Source organism: Chitinophaga eiseniae (assembly GCF_900167135.1).
Lineage (GTDB): Bacteria > Bacteroidota > Bacteroidia > Chitinophagales > Chitinophagaceae > Chitinophaga > Chitinophaga eiseniae.
The window spans coordinates 602687-621226 of sequence record NZ_FUWZ01000001.1; the positions used below are offsets into that span (position 1 = coordinate 602687).

The following is an 18540-nucleotide window of genomic DNA, read 5'->3' on the forward strand; positions in this document are numbered from 1 at the left end:
AGTCATGTCCGTTATTTATACAGCAGGTAGTAGACCTGTATTTTGATTTTCTTTTTAGGTACCTGCTGGTCATTGATCACCAGTCTGTCCAAACTGTTTCTCCCGGAGCCGCCGGGCGTTGTCAGCAGCAGGCCGCGGAGGGCGGTGGCGTCGGCAGTGAGCTGTGTATTGCAGTAGTTGGTGATGTCGTAGGTGTAATAGGTGTTTTCGTTGTACATATTGTCTACCGCGAGGCTGCCATAGGCGAGGGTATCGGTGACGGTATTGGTTTTGTCCACCTGGCACAGCGCCAGGTTGGCAGGTATCTGGCTGCTGCCGTTGAAAGTACCGGCGGCAGGGTAAACGGTGAGGATCACTTTCATGATCTTAAAAAATTGTCCCAGTTGTGACATGTTTTTGAGATAGGGGAGATCGATGCGGGTACCTACGCCTGTCAGTGATTGCGTGAAAGACATGTTGCCGGTAGCGGAAGACGGCAGTTCCTTTACAGTGCCCTGCAGCTGCGCAAGGGGCGTACCGGTGCGGTTTACGCTGATCTGGTTGAACTGCAGTTCGCTGGCATTCATCTTAAAATCCACATATTTTGCTGTGGGTATGATCTCATTGATATGATAATACAGGCGCATCGTCAGCGACGTGTCCTGTGCCATAAACGTCATCAGGGAAGCGCTTCCGGGGCCGGGCACGATCTTCAGGCCACGGAAGAAATCCAGGAAGTTGGGTCCGGCCGACATCTCCGGTTTTTTATCGCGCAGCAGGGTGAAGAGTTGGTTGCCCAGTGCGTCGGATAAAGGGATACGCACGGTTTTATCCGTTTTCGGACGGACGATACCGGTGAAAGTGCCCAGTGGCGTGTTTTCTGTAGCGAAGTTACTGTTGTTGTAGAGGTTGTAGAATGTTTTGGCAAACTGGATGGTCTGTGTCACCCGGTATACCTGCAGGCTTTGCGGTTGCAGGGAATCGCCGGCGATATAGCCGGTGGGGCGCAGGAGGAGCCGCAGGGAATCGAAGCCGGAGCCGTTGACCGGTATGTTCGCTCCCGAAGGTTGTATGAGCTGGAAGTAGGAACCGGCGGTGACGGCGCCCAGGTAAGGGTCTGATTGGGTGCCTACCAGCAACATGCCGGTGCCGGAGGTAGGCACGGAATCATACCGGATGGTTTTCATGGCTACCGACAGGGTGTCGGTAAGGATATAGTCCGTTTGTTGGTCGTCTATCACATTATCATAGGAGAAGCCGGCCTTCTGGCAGGCTGCCATACCGGTCAGCCATACCAGCAGCAGCAAATATCTTACGTTGCCTTGCTGCTTGGCGCCTTTGCGTGAAACAAATAAAGCCAAAGGCCTTACATTCCTTTGCTTCCTTCTTATTCCTTTGCGTGAAAAAAAATCATAGTTCATGGTGCGCAATTTTAGACACGATCGATACTTGCCGTTGCTGTAATATGCCAACGGGCATTATTCATCGATGAATCCATTGTTCTGTTCTTTGTGCCGCCAAAAGGGCCTGTATTGCGGTCAAACGCAAAAGATTACTGCTGGCAGATGAAAAAGCGGTATCCGTCAGTTAAAAAGAGGGGAATGTCTATTTCCTGTTTGCCGGAATGCTTCCACGGATAATTTTGGCGACAGTAAAACGAACATGCGAATGCGTTATTTAAAAGGTTACAGTTTATTATTGGTCGCTTCCCTGGTGGCCTGTTCCAAGGACTCCTCCACGACTACTAAAGTAGGCAACTGGATCAAGCGTTCTGAGTTTGAAGGGGTGGGCAGAAGCGCTGCCGCTTCCTTTGTGATAGATAACAAAGCCTATGTCGGCACCGGTTACGATGGTGAAAACAGGCTGCAGGATTTCTGGGTGTTTGATGTGACCCTGAACCAGTGGACGCAGAAAGCACCGTTCCCGGGCGTAGGCCGCAGCGGCGCTGTTGGTATGGCCATTGCCGGAAAAGGATACATCGGTACGGGGTATGACGGGCTCAACAAGCTGAATGATTTTTACCAGTACGATCCTGCTGCCAATACCTGGGCCCGCAAGGCGGATTTTACCGGCACGGCACGGTATGGCGCCGTCGCTTTTGCACTGAATGATAAAGGATATGTCGCCACAGGATATGACGGCAACTGGCTGAAAGACAACTGGCGCTATGATCCGGCGGCCAACGCATGGACACAGGTACAAAGCCTTACCAGCGGTAAAAGGCAGGATGCCAATGTATTTGTGATCAACAACAAAGCCTACCTGTGCATGGGTATTGCCAACGGTAGCTATGTGTCGGATTTCTACTCGTTTGACGGGACCTCCGAAACATGGACACAACTGCGTGCTATCGACAACGTAACCGATCAGAGCTATGACGACGATTATAATTTCAAAGGCAGCGGCGCCGCGTCTTTCGCAATGCGCGGCCTGGGATATGTAGTGTCCGGCACCAAAAGCAGCCTGTCGTCTGCTGTATGGGAATACAATCCGGGTACTGACCTGTGGGTGCAGAAAACGGATTTTGAAGGGGCGGCACGCAACGGGGCCACCGGCTTTTCCGTGAAAGACAGGGGCTTTGTTGTGCTGGGCACCAGCTCCAGCCAGCCGTTCGATAATATGTTTGAATTTGACCCAACGGCGGAATATAACCAGTATGACTAAACGAAAATTAATATGGACCGTGCCGCTAACGCTGCTGCTGTTGCCGGCAGCGTACCGGTATCACCGGCACGCCTCGCCGGATGCAGATATGGTGCAGCTGACAGTAGTGCCCTTTGAAACGGGCGGCGGCTGGGGCTACCAGGTGATGGTGGACCATCGTTCTTTCATCTGCCAGGATGTGATTCCCGGCATCGCGGGCAACCGGCCTTTCCGCACGAAGACAGATGCGCAAAGGGTGGGACAGGCAGTGGTGGAAAAACTGATGGCGCATCAAAGGCCCACCATAACACTAACGGAATTAATGAAAATGCAGGTAGCTGGCGTGCAATAAGAATGTTGTCTGTTCAGAGGTGTGATCCCGCCTGGTTTTAAGACGTCTTAAGACCGGGTGGGATTCCCTGTGGGCGCAATTTTAAGAAGATTTTAAGAAGCTTTTGATCTCGTTCCAATTTTAACAATCCCTTATACCAGGATTAACAAACTTTAACACACGCTATACCGGATACCGTTGTATGTTTATCGCATCAATTACAATGATGCTCCATTTCAAACGTATATTAAAGAATCGCCCGGTCGTCGTCTCCCTGCACATATTGGCATGGGTATGCTTTTTATTCTTTCCTTTTTTCATTTACCGTATTCAGATTCTGCATAAAACTTTTTTTGTCAAGGAGCTGATTGACAACCTCTTTCTGATCGCTATTTTTTATCTGAACATCTATGTACTGATACCGCGTTATTTCAACCGCCAGAAGATTGTACAGTACCTCTGCACCGTGATATTACTGGTGGTGTTTATTACCGCGCAGCAGGCGGCGCTGGACTTTTATTTCTTCCGCAATTATATCGGCCGTGGCCCGATGATGACCGTGCGGCTGGATAAAGCCAAATTAGCCAATGATGTAACAACCAGGACGTTTCCTTCGTTTAACCATCGTTATGACCTGAGAGAAGAAGAGGGCGTAAGGTTAACTGCCAGCGCCATGGCCACACCGTTGGGCAATACCAAAGTACATGTCACTTCCATGGCCAAGCCGGTGATGACGACTATGCCAATGCCGCCGCCACGCTGGTTCCGGGTCATTGAAGACAAAGTCTCTTTCTGGGATTACCTGTTGTTCCCGGAAGTGCTTCGCCGCTCTGGTTTTTTTGCATTGCTGATGTTGTTTATGAGTGGATTCATCAAAATTGCTGTAGAGTGGTTTGAAAGTGAAAAACAACGGGAAGCGTTGAAAGTAGAAAAACTGAATGCAGAACTGAAATTCCTGAAGTCACAAATCAATCCGCATTTTCTTTTTAATTGTCTGAATACTATTTATTCACTGGCACATAAACAATCAGGACAAACAGAACACGCGATCCTGAAGTTGTCAACCATTATGCGGTATATGATCTACGAATCCAATGAGGACAAAGTACAATTGGAGCAGGAACTGAAATACCTACAGGATTACATCGATATACAACGGTTGCGGTTGCCGCAGGAAATTGACATCCATTATCATGTAGATGGCCGGGCGTCGGGCTTCCTGATAGAACCGATGCTGCTGGTGCCTTTTGTGGAGAATGCATTTAAGCACGGCATCAGCTATGCCGAAGAATCCTTTATCAACATCGACATCACTATTACCGAAAATATGATCAGATTAATTGTCAGAAACAGCCTCTTTAAAGAACGGGTATCCGAAAGAGGCGGTATCGGGTTACAGAACGTATTGAAAAGACTGGACATGCTCTATCATGGAGACCATGAAATCACTATTACGGAAACAGACAACCAGTTTATTGTGGATCTTAAAATAGTATTGAAAAAATGATAAAGTGTATCGCTGTGGATGACGAACCGCTGGCGCTGGAAATCCTGGAGGACTACATCCGCAAAGTGCCTTTCCTTCAGCTGGCCGGTAAGTTTGAAAACGCCGCCAATGCCCTGCGCTTTATCCAGGAAGAACCAGTGGACCTGGTTTTTCTGGATATCAAGATGCCGGATATCACCGGCATACAGTTCCTGAAGTCCCTGAAATACCCGCCGATGGTCATCTTCACCACCGCTTACGGGGAGTATGCGCTGGACGGATTTAACCTCGATGTAGTGGATTATCTGCTGAAACCCGTTCCGTTCGAACGTTTCCTGAAAGCGGCCGCCAAAGCGGGTGAAACGTTTACGGCTAACCAGCAGAAGGCGGCGCCCCTTGATACCGCCACTTTTTCCAACGACTACATCTTTATCAAGACAGAATATAAAATCATCAAGATCAATCTTGAAGACATTCTTTTCATCGAAGCACTCAAAGACTATACGAAAATTTATACTCCCAATCTGCCCGTGCTGACGCTGCGCAGCCTCAAGTCATTCGAAACCCGCCTGCCGGCCGATAAGTTTATCCGCGTACACCGCTCTTACCTGGTGTCACTCAATAAAATCAATTCGGTGGAAAAAAATACCGTGATGATCGCTAACCAGTCCATCCCCATCAGCGATGGCTACCGCGACCGTTTTTATGACCTGATCAACAGAAATTCCTGACCATTTGAGATTTGGGTATTTTGATATTTGAAAATATCTGAATATCAAAATACCCAAATTTTTCGGAACTTTGGTGGCACCATTAGAAAATAGCCTTCATCAAAAACCACCAACATTGGAAAGAATTTATTTTGATAATGCAGCGACCACCTCTCTGGACCCGGTGGTATTGGATGCCATGCTGCCTTATATGACGGAAAAGTTCGGTAACCCTTCATCTATCTACTCTTATGGAAGAGAAACCAGGCTGGGTATAGAAAATGCACGTAAATCAGTGGCGAAGATCCTGAACGCCCACCCGGGAGAAATCTTTTTTACTTCCGGTGGTACCGAAAGCAGCAATACGGCTATCAATGCTGCGATCAACGACCTGGGATGCAAACACGTCATCTCTTCCCCGATAGAACACCATGCTACCCTGCACACCGTGGAGTACCTGCATCACCATCGTGGTATCGGGTTGTCTTTTGTCAAAATACTGCCATCCGGCCATATTGACATGGACCACCTCCGCGAGTTATTGCAAAATGCAGGCGGGAAATGCCTGGTAACGCTGATGCACGCCAACAACGAAATCGGCAATCTCCTCGATCTGAACGCCGTAGGCACCCTGTGCAAGGAATTTGACGCTATCTTCCATTCAGATACCGTGCAAACCGTAGGACATTACCCGTTTGACCTGCGTAATACGCCGGTCCATTTCATTACCGCTGCAGGACACAAATTCCACGGCCCTAAAGGCGTGGGTATCCTGTATATTAATGAAAATGTGAAAATTACTCCCTACATCCAGGGAGGCAGCCAGGAACGCAATATGCGCGCCGGCACCGAAAACCTCTACGGTATCATCGGGTTTGCCAAAGCGCTGGAACTGGCCACAGAACATCATGCGGAGCACAGTGCCTATATCAACGACCTGCGTCAGTACATGGCGGCTGAACTGGAAAAGAATATTCCGGGTGTTACCTTCAACGGCGACCTGAAAGGCCGTAGCCTGTACACTGTGCTGAACGTATCTTTCCCGAAGTCAGAGAAGAGCGAAATGATCCTGTTCAACCTCGATATTAACGGTATCTGCGCTTCCGGTGGCAGCGCCTGCACGTCCGGGGCCAATGCGGGCTCTCATGTGATCCGCGCCATCAACAGCAATCCTAACCAGATAGCGGTGCGTTTCTCCTTCTCCAAAAACAATACAAGAACAGAGGTGGATAAGGTGATTGCCAAGTTGAAGGAGTTGATTTAGGGATTTTTTGATTTACGATTTTTAAATTTCGAGAATAAAAAAGGAGACCAAAGCGGATAAAACTCGCTTTGGTCTCCTTTTTTATCAATCTATGAAATCAAAAAATCGTAAATCAAAAAATCACTACATGAATTCTTTGATGTCCTGCATGATTCTTTTGGCTATGTTGTCTGCCGTGGTTTCATTCTGGCTTTCTGCATAGATACGGATAATTGGTTCCGTATTGGAGGTGCGAAGGTGTACCCAATCTTTGTCGAATTCGATCTTCAGGCCATCTTCCGTGTTTACCGGTTGATTTTTGTATTTGCCTTTGATTTTTTCGAAGATGGTTTTTACGTCCACCCCTTTGTCCAGCTCGATTTTATTTTTGGAGATGAAATAGTCAGGGTAGCTGTTACGCAGCGCTTTGATGCTTTTTTTGCTATGCGCGAGGTGGGTCAGGAAGAGACCGATGCCGATGAGTGCATCGCGGCCGTAGTGCAGGTCCGGCACGATGATGCCGCCGTTGCCTTCACCGCCGATAACGGCGTTGGTCGCTTTCATTTTTCTCACCACGTTCACTTCGCCTACGGCAGAGGGGTTGTATTCGCCGCCGTTTTTCAGTGTCACGTCTTTCAAAGCCTGTGTGGAAGACATGTTGGAAACGGTATTGCCCTTGCGTTTGCTGAGCACATAGTCGGCCACCGCTACGAGGGTGTATTCTTCACCGAACATGCTGCCGTCTTCACAAACGAAGCAGAGGCGGTCTACGTCCGGATCTACGGCGATGCCCAGGTCGGCGTTGGATTTATTCACTTCGTTGGACAATGCGGTCAGGTTTTCCGGCAGCGGTTCAGGGTTATGGCTGAATTTGCCGGTCACTTCCGGGAACAGCACTTCCACTTCGTTTACGCCCAGTGCTTTCAGCAACGGGGGAACGAACAGTGCGCCGGTGGAGTTAACGGCGTCCACCACCACTTTGAAATTACGCTCCCTGATAGCGGGCACATCCACCAAAGGATAGTTCACTATAAGGTCTACATGTTTTTGCAGGTAAGAATCGTCCTGTGTGTAGGAACCGAGTTTGTTCACGTCCACAAAGGTGAAGTCTTCACGTGCTGCAATGTCGAGCAGGATTGCGCCGTCTTCGCCGGAAATGAACTCGCCTTCTGCATTCAGCAGTTTCAGGGCGTTCCATTCTTTCGGATTATGGCTGGCGGTAAGGATGATACCACCGGCAGCATTTTCCATTTTTACAGCAATTTCTACTGTCGGCGTAGTAGACAGGCCCAGATCAACTACATCGATTCCCAGGCTGTTGAGCGTGGATACTACCAGGTTTTTCACCATTTCGCCGGAAATACGGCCATCACGGCCTATTACCACTTTGCGGTTGTCGGTCTGGGAGGAGAGCCAGGTCCCGTAAGCTGCAGTGAATTTCACCACGTCAAGAGGAGAGAGTCCTTCACCGGGTTTGCCGCCTATGGTTCCGCGAATACCGGATATTGATTTGATCAGTGCCACGAGATTCAATTTTTTAAGGAAGGCAAATATAAAAAAAACCGTTCCAGATTTCCTAATTATGAAAAGATGAGCAGCCTTACCGACAGATCGACCATTTTCACCGTTCAGTTTTCATTATATTTGCAGCTACGCTTTTAAAAAAACAGCTATACGTTGCATGCAATACTTCTGGAAGAATATACCCCGGTATATTCGTTATGTGCTTGTTCAGACGCTCTATCTCTTCCTGCTGATGGTGTTGTTCAGGCTCGTATTTTACCTGTTCTTCTTTAAAACCACCATTACCGACAATGCGACGATCGCAAAAGCGTGGTACCTGGGCACCAAGTTCGATCTCCGGCTGGCGCTCATCCTGGTGATCCCTGTCGCCCTCACGGCGGTGATCGCCCGTAACGGCTTCTTTACGTCGAAGGTTATACGTAAAGCAGTGGCCATTTACCTCTTCATCGTTTTTACCGCCCTCACCTTATTATATATCCTCGATCTGGGACACTATGACTATCTCGGCATCCGCCTGGACCCTTCCATCCTGCGTTTCCTCGCCAAAGGGGAACGGGCAGACAACGCCCGGATGGTATGGCAAAGTTACCCGGTGGTACGCGGCTTCCTCGGTCTTTTTGTGTTCCTGTTCCTCGTTTTCCGCCTGCAACGCCGCACCTGGAACCGTTTTGCGGCCCAGCCGCCGGTATATCTGCGCAACTGGCCTTTTACCACTTATGTGACCGGGCTGACACTGCTCGTTGCCGCCGGTATCTACGGCAATTTCGCCTATTTCCCGCTGCGCTGGAGCCAGGCCATGTTCACCCGCGACAACGGTGTCACCAGCCTCGGGCTCAACCCCCTCCTGTATTTCGCCTCCAATTTCTCCGTACAGGGAGACACCTACGATATTAACCGCACCAAAACCTATTACCCGTATGTGGCCAACTACCTCAAGGTAGATAAGTCCGATACGGAAAAACTGGATTTTGTGCGCACCGTTCCCGGCGATGATGCCAAACCAAGGCTCAATGTGGTCCTGGTGATGCTGGAATCCACCGGCGCCGCCCCCACCAGCATGTACGGCAACCCCATGCAGGCCACGCCCAATATGCAACGGCTGGCCGACAGCGGGGTGCTCTTCAAAAATTTCTACGTGCCGGCCATCAGCACGGCAAAAACGGTTTTCGGCGTCACTACCGGCCTGCCGGACATCACCGCCGTAAAAACTGCCAGCCGCCATCCTAAAATGCTGGACCAACGCATTATCATGGACCAGTTCAAAGGCTACGAAAAGCTGTACCTCCTCGGAGGCAACACCAACTGGGCCAATATCCGCGCGGTATTTACCAACAATGTGGAAGGCATCAGCATCCATGAAGAAGGCATGTACAAATCCGCCAAAGCCGACGTATGGGGCATCTCCGATTATGACCTGATCACCGAGGCCAGCGAGATCTTCAAAGCAAACAACGACCAGAAGAAGCCGTTCGTGGCTTTCCTCCAGCTGGCAGACAACCACCCGCCGTATACTACCACCAGCGGCGCCGGCGACTTCAAAAAAGTGACGGAGAAAGACATCGACATGGAGAAATTCAAAAAATCCGGCTTCGTGTCCATCGATCAGTTCAACGCCCTCCGGTATGAAGACTATAACGTAGGCCACCTGATTGACATGGCCCGTAAAGACGGTTACCTGAACAATACCGTCTTTATGTTCTTCGGCGACCATAACTGTATCCTCAATCCGTATTCGTTTATGCCGCTGCCGGAATATGAACTGGCCACCGGTGGCGTACACGTAACGGCCTTTATGTACAGCCCCGCCCATGTAAAACCGCAGGTGGTGAATACGCCCGGCAGCCTGCTGGACGTATATCCGACCATGGCCAGCCTGGTGGGCCTGCCGTATAAAAACTATACGCTCGGCCTCAACCTGTTCGACAGCACCCGGACGGACAGCAAATACGCGTTCATCACGTATCTGCGCAATCAGCAGCCGTATTACGGCCTCATAGGGGACCAGTACCTTTACGAGATCAATCTGGTCACCGATGCCACCGCGCTGTACGACCTGAAAGGCGATCCGCTGAAGAACATACTGGCTCAACAGCCAGACACTGCAAAAAATCTGGATAATTTAACACGTGGCTTCTACGAAAGCACGCGATATTTGATGTTTAATAACAAAAAGTAATATTTGCCGCTGGCACGATTGCATTATGGACATAGATATAGACAAAAGCTGGTTTAAAGATTGGTTTAATTCTCCTTACTACCACCTGCTCTACAACAACCGCGACGAGCAGGAGGCTGCTGCATTTATAGACAAGCTGCTGGCCTATCTGCAGGCGCCCGTTCACGCTTCCATGCTCGACGTGGCCTGTGGCAGGGGACGTCATGCCAAATACCTGGCAGACAAAGGGTACGATGTGACCGGCATAGATCTCTCCATAGAAAGCATCAACATCGCCAAAAAACTGGAAAATGAACACCTGAGCTTCTTCCAGCATGATATGCGGCTGCCTTTCCGGGTCAACTATTTCGATGTGGTGTTTAATTTCTTCACCAGCTTCGGCTATTTCGAGTCACAGCGCGACAATGACAACGCGCTGCGGACGCTGGCCAACGCGCTCCGCCCCGGTGGAAAACTCGTACTGGACTATCTCAACAGCCCCTACGTGGAACAACACCTGGTATACGACGAAGTGAAGGAAAAAGAAAACGTGGTGTTCGACATCCGACGGGAGGTGAAAAATCATAAATTTCTCAAAAAAATCAATATTCTCGATAAAACCCTCCTAAGAAGGGCCACTTTCGCGGAGAGCGTGAACGCTTTCACCCGTGCGGATTTTGAGCAGATGTTCGCCAAACAGGGCCTCGTGATCACGGAGATATTCGGAGACTATCATTTTAACAGCTATGACGAGCAGCGTTCGCCGCGTATGGTCCTCATTGCCCAAAAACCTTAGCCATGCTTGAAAGTATCCTGAAACAGGACCTTCGCTTGTTCCTGCATATCAACGGGCAATGGTATAACGCTGTACTGGATGTGATCCTGCCTTTTGTGCGGGAACCCTATGTATGGGCGCCGCTGTACCTGTTCCTGGCGCTGTTTGTTACCATCAACTACGGCTGGAAAGGATTTTTCTGGATCCTGTTTTTCCTGCTGTGTTTTGCGCTGGCAGACCAGAGCAGCCTGTATATCAAACAGGCCTTCGGCCGGCTCAGGCCCTGCCGCGACCCCATCGTGTCGCACTATGCGCGGGTGCTGGTCGTGTATTGCCCTATGAGCGGCAGCTTTACCTCTAACCATGCCGCGAACCATTTTGCGTTGGCGACGTTTTGTTTCTTAACTTTAAAATCAGCATTTGGCCGGTACGCCCTGTTATTTTTCCTGTGGGCGGCTGTTATCGGCTACGCGCAGGTATATGTAGGCGTGCACTATCCGCTGGACGTAGTGGGTGGCGGCTTATTGGGTACTTTGATCGGGCTGCTGAGCGGTAGTTTTTTCCAGCGCCGCATAAGACTGGAGCCTGAACACATATCATGAACTGGACATATCTGATACTCATACTGTTGGCTACGCTCGCCGGTGGGGTTATTCCCATGACGATCAGGCGTATCAACGCCAATTTTACCATTTACCTGCTGGCTTTCACCGGGGCTTTCCTGTTTGGGGTGACCATTATGCACCTGCTGCCGGAAGTATACCATGAACTGGGCCATAGTGCGGGTATTTACATTGTATTGGGCTTTTTCCTGCAGGTATTCCTGCAACAGCTGTCACACGGTATGGAACACGGGCACACACACCTGCCGGGCGAGCACCATCACCATATTGCCGTAACGCCGCTGCTGCTGGGCCTCTCCATCCATGCTTTTATGGAAGGTATCCCGCTGGGCTTTAAATACGAAGACCAGTCGGCGCTACCCTCCCTGATGATCGGGGTGGCGGCCCACAAGGTGCCGGAAGCGCTGACACTCATCACCGTGATGATCCATGCCCATAAATCAAAAACACAACTCTGGCAGATACTCCTGGCTTTTGCCGTGGTAACGCCGGTGGCAGCGATACTTGCCTGGTGGATGGGCAACCGCTTCGATATCGTATCCCACTATTTACTGTACGTGGTGGCATTGGTGATAGGTGCATTCCTGCACATTTCCACGACCATTTTTTATGAAAGTGGCACCAAACACCATGAACTGAGCGGGAAAAAAGTATTGGCCATCGCAACAGGGCTGGTACTGGCATTTCTTACATTGATATTTGAATAATTTTTTATTTTTAGACTTTAAATCATGGAAGTCGTCGTCATTATCCTCATCCTTATTTTAGTTAACGGCATTTTCGCAATGTCGGAAACAGCGTTGGTCTCGGCCCGCAAGAGCCGTCTGGAACAACAAGCCAATAAAGGGGATGAAAAAGCAAAGGCCGCACTGAAGCTGGCCAACCGCCCGGACACCTTTCTTTCAACGGTGCAGATAGGGCTCACGCTCATCGGTATCCTGATCGGTATCTATTCCGGTGGTACTATGAAAAACGAGGTAATGGCCTGGCTCAACCAGTATCCCGCAGTAGCCGCCTACAGCAGCCTGCTTTCCACTGTTATCGTTGTTATCGTTATCACTTACTTTTTACTGGTACTGGGAGAACTGGTGCCTAAAAGACTGGGCGCCGCCCGGCCCGAAGGTATCGCCAAGAGAATGGCCAAGCCCATGCAGGTCGTTTCCTGGCTCACTTTCCCTTTCATCTGGCTGTTGACCGCCTCCACCAACGTATTGGTAAAGATATTCAACCTGCACCCGGAAGGAGCGCATGTAACAGAAGAGGAAATTAAAGCCATCATCAGTGAAGGCACTACCTCCGGCGCTATTGAAGAAACAGAACAGGAAATCATCGAGCGGGTGTTTCACCTGGGTGACCGCAACATCACCTCGCTGATGACCTACCGCAACGATATCACCTGGCTCGATATCAACGAACCACCGGCCGCTTACCAGGAAAAAATTCATGAGAGCCTGCACAATGTATACCCGGTATGCGAAGGACAGATAGACAGCATTAAAGGCATCGTGTCTATCAAAGACCTGTATGCCGTGACCGGCAAATCCACGCCGCTGGCGCAGATTATCCGTAAACCACTGTTCGTGCCGGAAAACAATACCGCCTACCAGGTACTGGAGAAATTTAAAGAAACGCACGTGCACGCCGCGTTTATCGTAGATGAATATGGCACGTTTCTGGGTATGATCACGCTCAACGATATTCTGGAAGCGATCGTGGGTGACATGCCGGAAACGGAAGAAACAGACGATTATGAAATGGTGATCCGCGACGACGGCTCCTGGCTGGTAGACGCACAGATACCGTTTTATGATTTTCTGGCCGAATTTGATAAGGAAGAGTGGATGACGGAATTTGAGCAGGACTTTGATACCCTGGCCGGATTTATCCTGCATCACCTGGAACATATTCCCAAAACAGGAGAGAAGTTCCAATGGCGCGGTTTTGAATTCGAGATAATGGATATGGACGCTCACCGTATAGATAAAGTGCTGGTGACGCCACCTGTGCAAACTGAAGAAGAATAAAACCAACTGTCCCCCCAAAGCAGGTATTTGTCACATGCGTACTTACCCGTAATTCGTGAATGTCCGGGTGGATTTATTTGATTAAATCCATCTTTGTACTATTTTTGAGCACTTTTTCACATAAATAAATAAATAATATAATATAAAATGGTTGTATTAGGAAGTAAGTCGCTGACCCTCGATGAGGTGTACAGAGTGCTTTACGCCGGCGAAGAGCTGAGCCTGGAAGCAGCGGCATTACAGCAGGTGGAAGCCAGCTTTTTGTTTCTGAAAAAATTTTCTGCCAAAAAGCTGATTTATGGTATCAACACTGGTTTTGGTCCGATGGCCCAATATCGCATCAGCGACAGCGATACTTTTCAGCTGCAATATAACCTGATCCGCAGCCACAGCACGGGCGCGGGCAAACCGCTTTCCCCGGTGATCACCAAAGCACTGATGATTGCGCGGCTGAGCAGCTTTATGCAGGCGCATTCCGGTATTCACCCGGAGGTGGCGATCCTGCTGAAAGACCTTATCAACAAAAACGTATACCCCTGTGTGTTTGAGCACGGCGGCGTAGGCGCCAGCGGCGACCTGGTGCAGCTGGCCCACCTGGCGCTGGTACTGATCGGCGAAGGGGAGGTGTGGTATGAAGATAAAATGCAACCTACGGCGGAAGTCTTTGCCCGCCTGGGTTTAAAACCTATCGGTATTCACGTGCGGGAAGGGCTGGCCATCATCAACGGCACTTCCGCTATGACCGGCGCCGGCCTGGTAAACCTGATACAGGCCCGGCAATTGCTGGGTTGGGCAGTAACCCTCTCGGCCATGATCAACGAAATCGTGGAAGCGTTCGACGACCACCTGTCTGCCGAACTGAACGCCGTGAAAATGCACGTAGGCCAGAACACGGTAGCGGCCAAAATGCGGGAGGTGCTGCAGGGCAGCAGAATGGTAAGGCACCGTCCGGACCACCTCTACAAAGAACTGGAAGAAGAGATCTTTAAAGATAAAGTACAGGAATACTATTCCCTGCGTTGCGTGCCCCAGATCCTGGGCCCCGTGTATGATACCCTCATACAGGCAGAGAAAGTAGTGATACATGAGCTCAACTCCGTGAGCGATAACCCGGTAGTGGACCATGAACTGGAAAACGTATTCCATGGTGGCAACTTCCACGGCGATTACATCTCCCTGGAGATGGACAAGCTGAAGATAGCTACCACCCGTTTATCCATGCTGGCAGAGCGGCAACTCAATTACCTGCTGAACGAGAAGCTGAACCACAAGTTCCCGCCGTTTATGAACCTCGGCAAACTGGGCTTCAACTTCGGTATGCAGGGCGCGCAGTTTACTGCTACCTCTACCGTGGCGGAAAACCAGACGTTGTCTTTCCCGATGTACGTGCACAGCATTCCGAACAACAACGATAACCAGGATATTGTGAGCATGGGCTGTAACTCCGCGCTGATGGCCAACAAGGTGATCGCCAATACTTTTGAGGTGCTGGCTATTCATACGTTGACCATCATGCAGGCCGTGGATTACCTGCAATGCCAGGACAGGCTGGCAGGTTTCTCCCGCAAGGTGTACCAGGAAGTAAGGGCAATTTATCCTAAATTTATTGAGGACAGTCCGATGTACAAGGACCTCGGCAAGATTAAGGAGTACCTGTTGTGTAATGAGCCGGTAAAAATGTTCTGATTTCCCCCTCAGACAGGGAGAGTAAATACGGCACGCCGTCATTCGTAACCCAGTAATTCGTAATTTTCATGAAATGTGCCTTGATTACAGGAGGCTCCCGCGGTATAGGCAGGGCAGTATGTATTAAAATGGCAGAATTGGGATATCATGTCCTGATCAACTATAAAGGCAATGAAGCCGCCGCCCGGGACACCCTGGAGGCGGTGAAAGCCAAGGGCAGCAGCGGAGAGCTGTTGCAATTCAATGTGGGAGATGCCGCCGAAGTACAGACGGTGCTGGGTGGATGGATAGAGCAAAACAAAGACCAGCACCACATTGAAGTGCTGGTAAACAACGCCGGCATCCGGGAAGACTCCCTGATGTTCTGGATGGCCGAAGCACAATGGAATAATGTATTGAATATCAGCCTGAATGGTTTCTACCACGTGACCAAACAGGTGCTGAATGCGATGCTGTTGAAGCGTTACGGCCGTATCATCAATATGGTATCCTTATCCGGCATTAAAGGGCTTCCGGGACAGACCAACTACTCCGCCGCCAAGGCCGGTGTAATTGGCGCTACCAAAGCGCTGGCGCAGGAAGTGGCCAAAAGGGGCGTTACCGTGAATGCTATTGCGCCCGGCTTTATCAAAACAGATATGACCGCCGAGCTGAATGAAAAGGAGCTGGCCGCGCAGGTGCCGATGAACCGATTCGGTACCCCCGAAGAGGTGGCAGAAGCCGTCGCCTTCCTGTCATCCAAAGCCGCCGGTTACATCACAGGAGAGGTGCTGAACATCAACGGCGGTCTCCATACTTAAAAAGCAGTTTATACATGAACCGAGTAGTGATCACTGGAATGGGAATCTACTCCTGCATTGGCAAAGATATGCAGGAGGTAAGGGATTCATTGTATAAGGGCAAATCCGGTATTGTACTGGACCCGGCGCGTAAGGCATTCGGCTATCGTTCCGGCCTGACCGGCCACCTGGAGCGTCCTGAACTGAAAGGGCTGCTGGACCGCCGTGCAAGGCTGATGATGCCCGAACAGGCAGAATTTGCGTATATGGCCACCCGTGAGGCGCTTGCCCAGGCGGGAATGGACCAGGACTATATTGACAAAACCCCGGTGGGCCTGTTGTACGGCAACGACAGCTCGGCCAAACCGGTCGTAGAGGCGAATGATATCATGCGGGAGAAGAAAGACACCATGCTGGTAGGTTCCGGCTCCGTGTTCCAGACCATGAACTCCACCGTGAACATGAACCTGGCTACTATTTTTAAGCTGCGGGGCGTTAACTTCACCGTGAGCGCCGCCTGCGCCAGCGGTTCCCATGCTATCGGCCTCGGCTATATGTTTATCCGCAACGGTATGCAGGACGCTGTGATCTGCGGCGGCGCGCAGGAAGTGAACGTATATGCGATGGGCAATTTCGACGCCATCGCCGCATTCTCCGTCCGTGAAGACGATCCGGCCCGCGCTTCCCGGCCCTTCGACCGCGACCGCGACGGCCTGGTGCCCAGCGGCGGCGCCGCTACCGTGATCCTGGAAAGCCTGGAATCTGCCCAACGCAGAGGCGCTACCATCCTCGGTGAAGTAATGGGCTACGGGTTCTCCTCCAATGGCAGCCATATCTCCAACCCCACTGTGGACGGACCCGTGCGGTCCCTGCAAATCGCACTGCAGGATGCCGGACTGAAAGCAGCCGATATCGAATATATCAACGCCCACGCAACATCTACACCAGCAGGTGACGCCAGTGAGGCCAGCGCCATCTATGAAGTGTTTGGCACCTCCAATCCGTACGTCAGCTCCACCAAGTCCATGACCGGCCACGAATGCTGGATGGCCGGCGCCAGCGAAATCGTTTACTCCATGCTGATGATGCAAAACGATTTTATTGCCCCCAATATCAATCTGGAAAATCCGGACGGAGATGCAGCCAAACTGAATATCAATACAAAAACCATTGATAAAAAATTTAATATATTTTTGTCGAACTCTTTTGGCTTTGGGGGGACCAACTCGTCCCTCATTGTCAGGAAATGGACTGGTATTTAGGGATTTCCTGATTTTGGGATTTTTTGATTTGAAAATAGCCCTGGCTTTAATCGCCAAATCAAAAAATCCCAAAATCAAGAAATCCGTAAATGTTTTAACTTTGGAAGATAAAATCAGGATTGGGTAAGATTAACCGCTATAAATTATTTTAAAACGACCTATATCTGATTCGCACATTTATGGATATAAAGGAAATAATAACTGTTACGAACAAGTTTCTGGTGGAGGAGTTTGAAGCAAACCCCACGGACATTAAGCCTGAAGCAAACCTCAAATCTACGCTGGATCTCGACAGCCTGGATTATATTGACATGGTGGTGGTGATAGAAGATAATTTCGGTTTTAAAGTAAAACCGGAAGACTTCCAGTCTATCGTTACCTTCCAGGATTTCTACGATTATGTAACGGCTCGTGTTCAACAAAAAGAACTGGTATAATGCCATCCTGGCAGGGAAAGTCGAAAGGAAATAAGCTGGGTTACAGTATTTTTATTTTCATATTACGGTATGGAGGTGTTTACCCTGCTTATTTTCTGTTGAGATTTGTCGCTTTTTATTACTTTTTATTTTCCCGGAGCTCTTCCAAACCCATCTATCAATACTTTCATACCAAAATAGGCTATGGCAGGTGGAAGTCTTTACGCTGCCTGTACCGTAACTATTATATATTCGGCCAGACGCTGATCGATAAGATCGTTGTGATGGCGGATATGGCCAACAAGTTTACATTCGATTTTGACGGGGAACATCATCTGCGTGAAATGGTGACCGGAGGGCGCGGCGGTATTATGCTGAGCGCACACCTGGGCAACTGGGAAGTGGCCGGGCACCTGTTTAAAAGGCTGCAGACCCGTATTAATATTGTCATGTTCGACGGGGAGCACCAGCGTATTAAAGAATACCTGTCTTCCGTGACCGGCGACCGGAATGTGAATATCATTGTGATCAAAGACGACCTGTCGCATATCTACGCCATCAACGAAGCCCTGAGCAACCAGGAGCTGGTATGTATGCATGCAGACCGTTTTCTGCCGGGCAATAAAACCGTGACTGCCCCACTGCTGGGCCATGATGCCCGCTTCCCTATGGGCCCTTTCCTGCTGGCCGCCACTTTCCGGGTACCCGTATGCGTGGTGTTTGCCTTCAAAGAAACGGCCACCCATTATCATTTTTACGCAACGGAGCCACGCACCTACCATGGCCGCCGTCAACAGGGTATAGAAACAGCTGTGGCTGATTTCACGGTTTTACTGGAGGAAAAAATCCACCGTTACCCGGAGCAATGGTTCAACTATTATGATTTTTGGGAATAATCCGTGTA

Annotated in this window: 17 protein-coding genes; 15 read left to right on the top strand and 2 right to left on the bottom strand. The window is 50.0% G+C overall.

Annotation, left to right across the window (positions count from 1 at the left end; translation table 11 throughout):
* Window positions 1–11: 11 nt before the first annotated feature.
* Window positions 12–1340: a DUF4270 family protein gene (locus tag B5D63_RS02535; RefSeq protein ID WP_159455868.1), complete on the bottom strand. Its 1329-nt coding sequence runs from the start codon at window positions 1338–1340 to the stop codon at window positions 12–14.
* Window positions 1341–1647: 307 nt separating this feature from the next.
* Here B5D63_RS02535 and B5D63_RS02540 point away from each other — a divergent pair, with 307 nt between their 5' ends.
* From B5D63_RS02540 to B5D63_RS02560, 5 genes are all read left to right on the top strand, one after another.
* Window positions 1648–2643, top strand: a complete 996-nt coding sequence (locus B5D63_RS02540; protein WP_078667196.1) for a Kelch repeat-containing protein — start codon at window positions 1648–1650, stop codon at window positions 2641–2643.
* Window positions 2636–2974: a DUF4907 domain-containing protein gene (locus tag B5D63_RS02545; protein WP_078667197.1), complete on the top strand. Its 339-nt coding sequence runs from the start codon at window positions 2636–2638 to the stop codon at window positions 2972–2974. Before B5D63_RS02540 ends, B5D63_RS02545 begins: the two co-directional genes overlap by 8 nt.
* Window positions 2975–3155: 181 nt before the next feature.
* Window positions 3156–4460: a sensor histidine kinase gene (locus B5D63_RS02550; protein ID WP_078667198.1), complete on the top strand. Its 1305-nt coding sequence runs from the start codon at window positions 3156–3158 to the stop codon at window positions 4458–4460.
* Window positions 4457–5170 carry a LytR/AlgR family response regulator transcription factor gene (locus tag B5D63_RS02555; RefSeq protein ID WP_078667199.1) on the top strand — a complete coding sequence of 238 codons (714 nt, stop codon included), beginning with the start codon at window positions 4457–4459 and terminating at the stop codon, window positions 5168–5170. The genes B5D63_RS02550 and B5D63_RS02555 overlap by 4 nt, the downstream gene beginning before the upstream one ends.
* A gap of 115 nt (window positions 5171–5285) precedes the next feature.
* Window positions 5286–6413: a cysteine desulfurase family protein gene (locus B5D63_RS02560; protein ID WP_078667200.1), complete on the top strand. Its 1128-nt coding sequence runs from the start codon at window positions 5286–5288 to the stop codon at window positions 6411–6413.
* A 123-nt stretch (window positions 6414–6536) separates the two neighbouring features.
* On the opposite strand, the gene glmM is transcribed toward B5D63_RS02560, so the two are convergent.
* On the bottom strand, window positions 6537–7916 hold the full coding sequence (gene glmM, locus B5D63_RS02565) for a phosphoglucosamine mutase (RefSeq protein ID WP_078668507.1): 1380 nt from the start codon (window positions 7914–7916) through the stop codon (window positions 6537–6539).
* A gap of 157 nt (window positions 7917–8073) precedes the next feature.
* Here glmM and B5D63_RS02570 point away from each other — a divergent pair, with 157 nt between their 5' ends.
* From B5D63_RS02570 to B5D63_RS02615, 10 genes are all read left to right on the top strand, one after another.
* The gene (locus tag B5D63_RS02570) at window positions 8074–10092 is read left to right on the top strand and encodes an LTA synthase family protein (protein ID WP_078667201.1); all 2019 of its coding nucleotides are present in this window, start codon (window positions 8074–8076) and stop codon (window positions 10090–10092) included.
* 25 nt (window positions 10093–10117) lie between these two features.
* Window positions 10118–10867 (top strand): class I SAM-dependent methyltransferase, encoded by a 750-nt coding sequence (locus B5D63_RS02575; RefSeq protein ID WP_078667202.1) that lies wholly within the window; start codon window positions 10118–10120, stop codon window positions 10865–10867.
* 2 nt (window positions 10868–10869) lie between these two features.
* Entirely contained in the window at window positions 10870–11448 is a 579-nt protein-coding gene (locus B5D63_RS02580; RefSeq protein ID WP_078667203.1) for a phosphatase PAP2 family protein, read from the top strand.
* Window positions 11445–12176 carry a ZIP family metal transporter gene (locus tag B5D63_RS02585; protein ID WP_078667204.1) on the top strand — a complete coding sequence of 244 codons (732 nt, stop codon included), beginning with the start codon at window positions 11445–11447 and terminating at the stop codon, window positions 12174–12176. The genes B5D63_RS02580 and B5D63_RS02585 overlap by 4 nt, the downstream gene beginning before the upstream one ends.
* A gap of 24 nt (window positions 12177–12200) precedes the next feature.
* On the top strand, window positions 12201–13493 hold the full coding sequence (locus tag B5D63_RS02590) for a hemolysin family protein (RefSeq protein WP_078667205.1): 1293 nt from the start codon (window positions 12201–12203) through the stop codon (window positions 13491–13493).
* 147 nt (window positions 13494–13640) lie between these two features.
* Window positions 13641–15179: a flexirubin biosynthesis tyrosine ammonia-lyase FlxA gene (locus B5D63_RS02595; RefSeq protein ID WP_078667206.1), complete on the top strand. Its 1539-nt coding sequence runs from the start codon at window positions 13641–13643 to the stop codon at window positions 15177–15179.
* Window positions 15180–15247: 68 nt separating this feature from the next.
* Entirely contained in the window at window positions 15248–15979 is a 732-nt protein-coding gene (gene fabG, locus B5D63_RS02600; RefSeq protein ID WP_078667207.1) for a flexirubin biosynthesis SDR family reductase FlxB, read from the top strand.
* Between the two features lie 14 nt (window positions 15980–15993).
* Window positions 15994–17220, top strand: coding sequence for a beta-ketoacyl-[acyl-carrier-protein] synthase family protein (locus B5D63_RS02605; protein ID WP_078667208.1), 1227 nt, complete (start codon window positions 15994–15996; stop codon window positions 17218–17220).
* A 179-nt stretch (window positions 17221–17399) separates the two neighbouring features.
* Window positions 17400–17657 carry an acyl carrier protein gene (locus B5D63_RS02610; RefSeq protein ID WP_078667209.1) on the top strand — a complete coding sequence of 86 codons (258 nt, stop codon included), beginning with the start codon at window positions 17400–17402 and terminating at the stop codon, window positions 17655–17657.
* A complete protein-coding gene (locus B5D63_RS02615; RefSeq protein WP_078667210.1) occupies window positions 17657–18532 on the top strand; it encodes an LpxL/LpxP family acyltransferase in 876 nt (291 codons plus the stop codon). The genes B5D63_RS02610 and B5D63_RS02615 overlap by 1 nt, the downstream gene beginning before the upstream one ends.
* Window positions 18533–18540 lie beyond the last annotated feature (8 nt).

Excerpts from the sequence above, each read along its gene's own strand:
- B5D63_RS02540 (WP_078667196.1), top strand. The coding sequence starts at position 1,648 with ATGCGTTATTTAAAAGGTTACAGTTTATTATTGGTCGCTTCCCTGGTG.
- B5D63_RS02545 (WP_078667197.1), top strand. The coding sequence starts at position 2,636 with ATGACTAAACGAAAATTAATATGGACCGTGCCGCTAACGCTGCTGCTG.
- B5D63_RS02550 (WP_078667198.1), top strand. The coding sequence starts at position 3,156 with ATGTTTATCGCATCAATTACAATGATGCTCCATTTCAAACGTATATTA.
- B5D63_RS02555 (WP_078667199.1), top strand. The coding sequence starts at position 4,457 with ATGATAAAGTGTATCGCTGTGGATGACGAACCGCTGGCGCTGGAAATC.
- B5D63_RS02570 (WP_078667201.1), top strand. The coding sequence starts at position 8,074 with ATGCAATACTTCTGGAAGAATATACCCCGGTATATTCGTTATGTGCTT.
- B5D63_RS02575 (WP_078667202.1), top strand. The coding sequence starts at position 10,118 with ATGGACATAGATATAGACAAAAGCTGGTTTAAAGATTGGTTTAATTCT.
- B5D63_RS02580 (WP_078667203.1), top strand. The coding sequence starts at position 10,870 with ATGCTTGAAAGTATCCTGAAACAGGACCTTCGCTTGTTCCTGCATATC.
- B5D63_RS02585 (WP_078667204.1), top strand. The coding sequence starts at position 11,445 with ATGAACTGGACATATCTGATACTCATACTGTTGGCTACGCTCGCCGGT.
- B5D63_RS02590 (WP_078667205.1), top strand. The coding sequence starts at position 12,201 with ATGGAAGTCGTCGTCATTATCCTCATCCTTATTTTAGTTAACGGCATT.
- B5D63_RS02595 (WP_078667206.1), top strand. The coding sequence starts at position 13,641 with ATGGTTGTATTAGGAAGTAAGTCGCTGACCCTCGATGAGGTGTACAGA.
- fabG (WP_078667207.1), top strand. The coding sequence starts at position 15,248 with ATGAAATGTGCCTTGATTACAGGAGGCTCCCGCGGTATAGGCAGGGCA.
- B5D63_RS02605 (WP_078667208.1), top strand. The coding sequence starts at position 15,994 with ATGAACCGAGTAGTGATCACTGGAATGGGAATCTACTCCTGCATTGGC.
- B5D63_RS02610 (WP_078667209.1), top strand. The coding sequence starts at position 17,400 with ATGGATATAAAGGAAATAATAACTGTTACGAACAAGTTTCTGGTGGAG.
- B5D63_RS02615 (WP_078667210.1), top strand. The coding sequence starts at position 17,657 with ATGCCATCCTGGCAGGGAAAGTCGAAAGGAAATAAGCTGGGTTACAGT.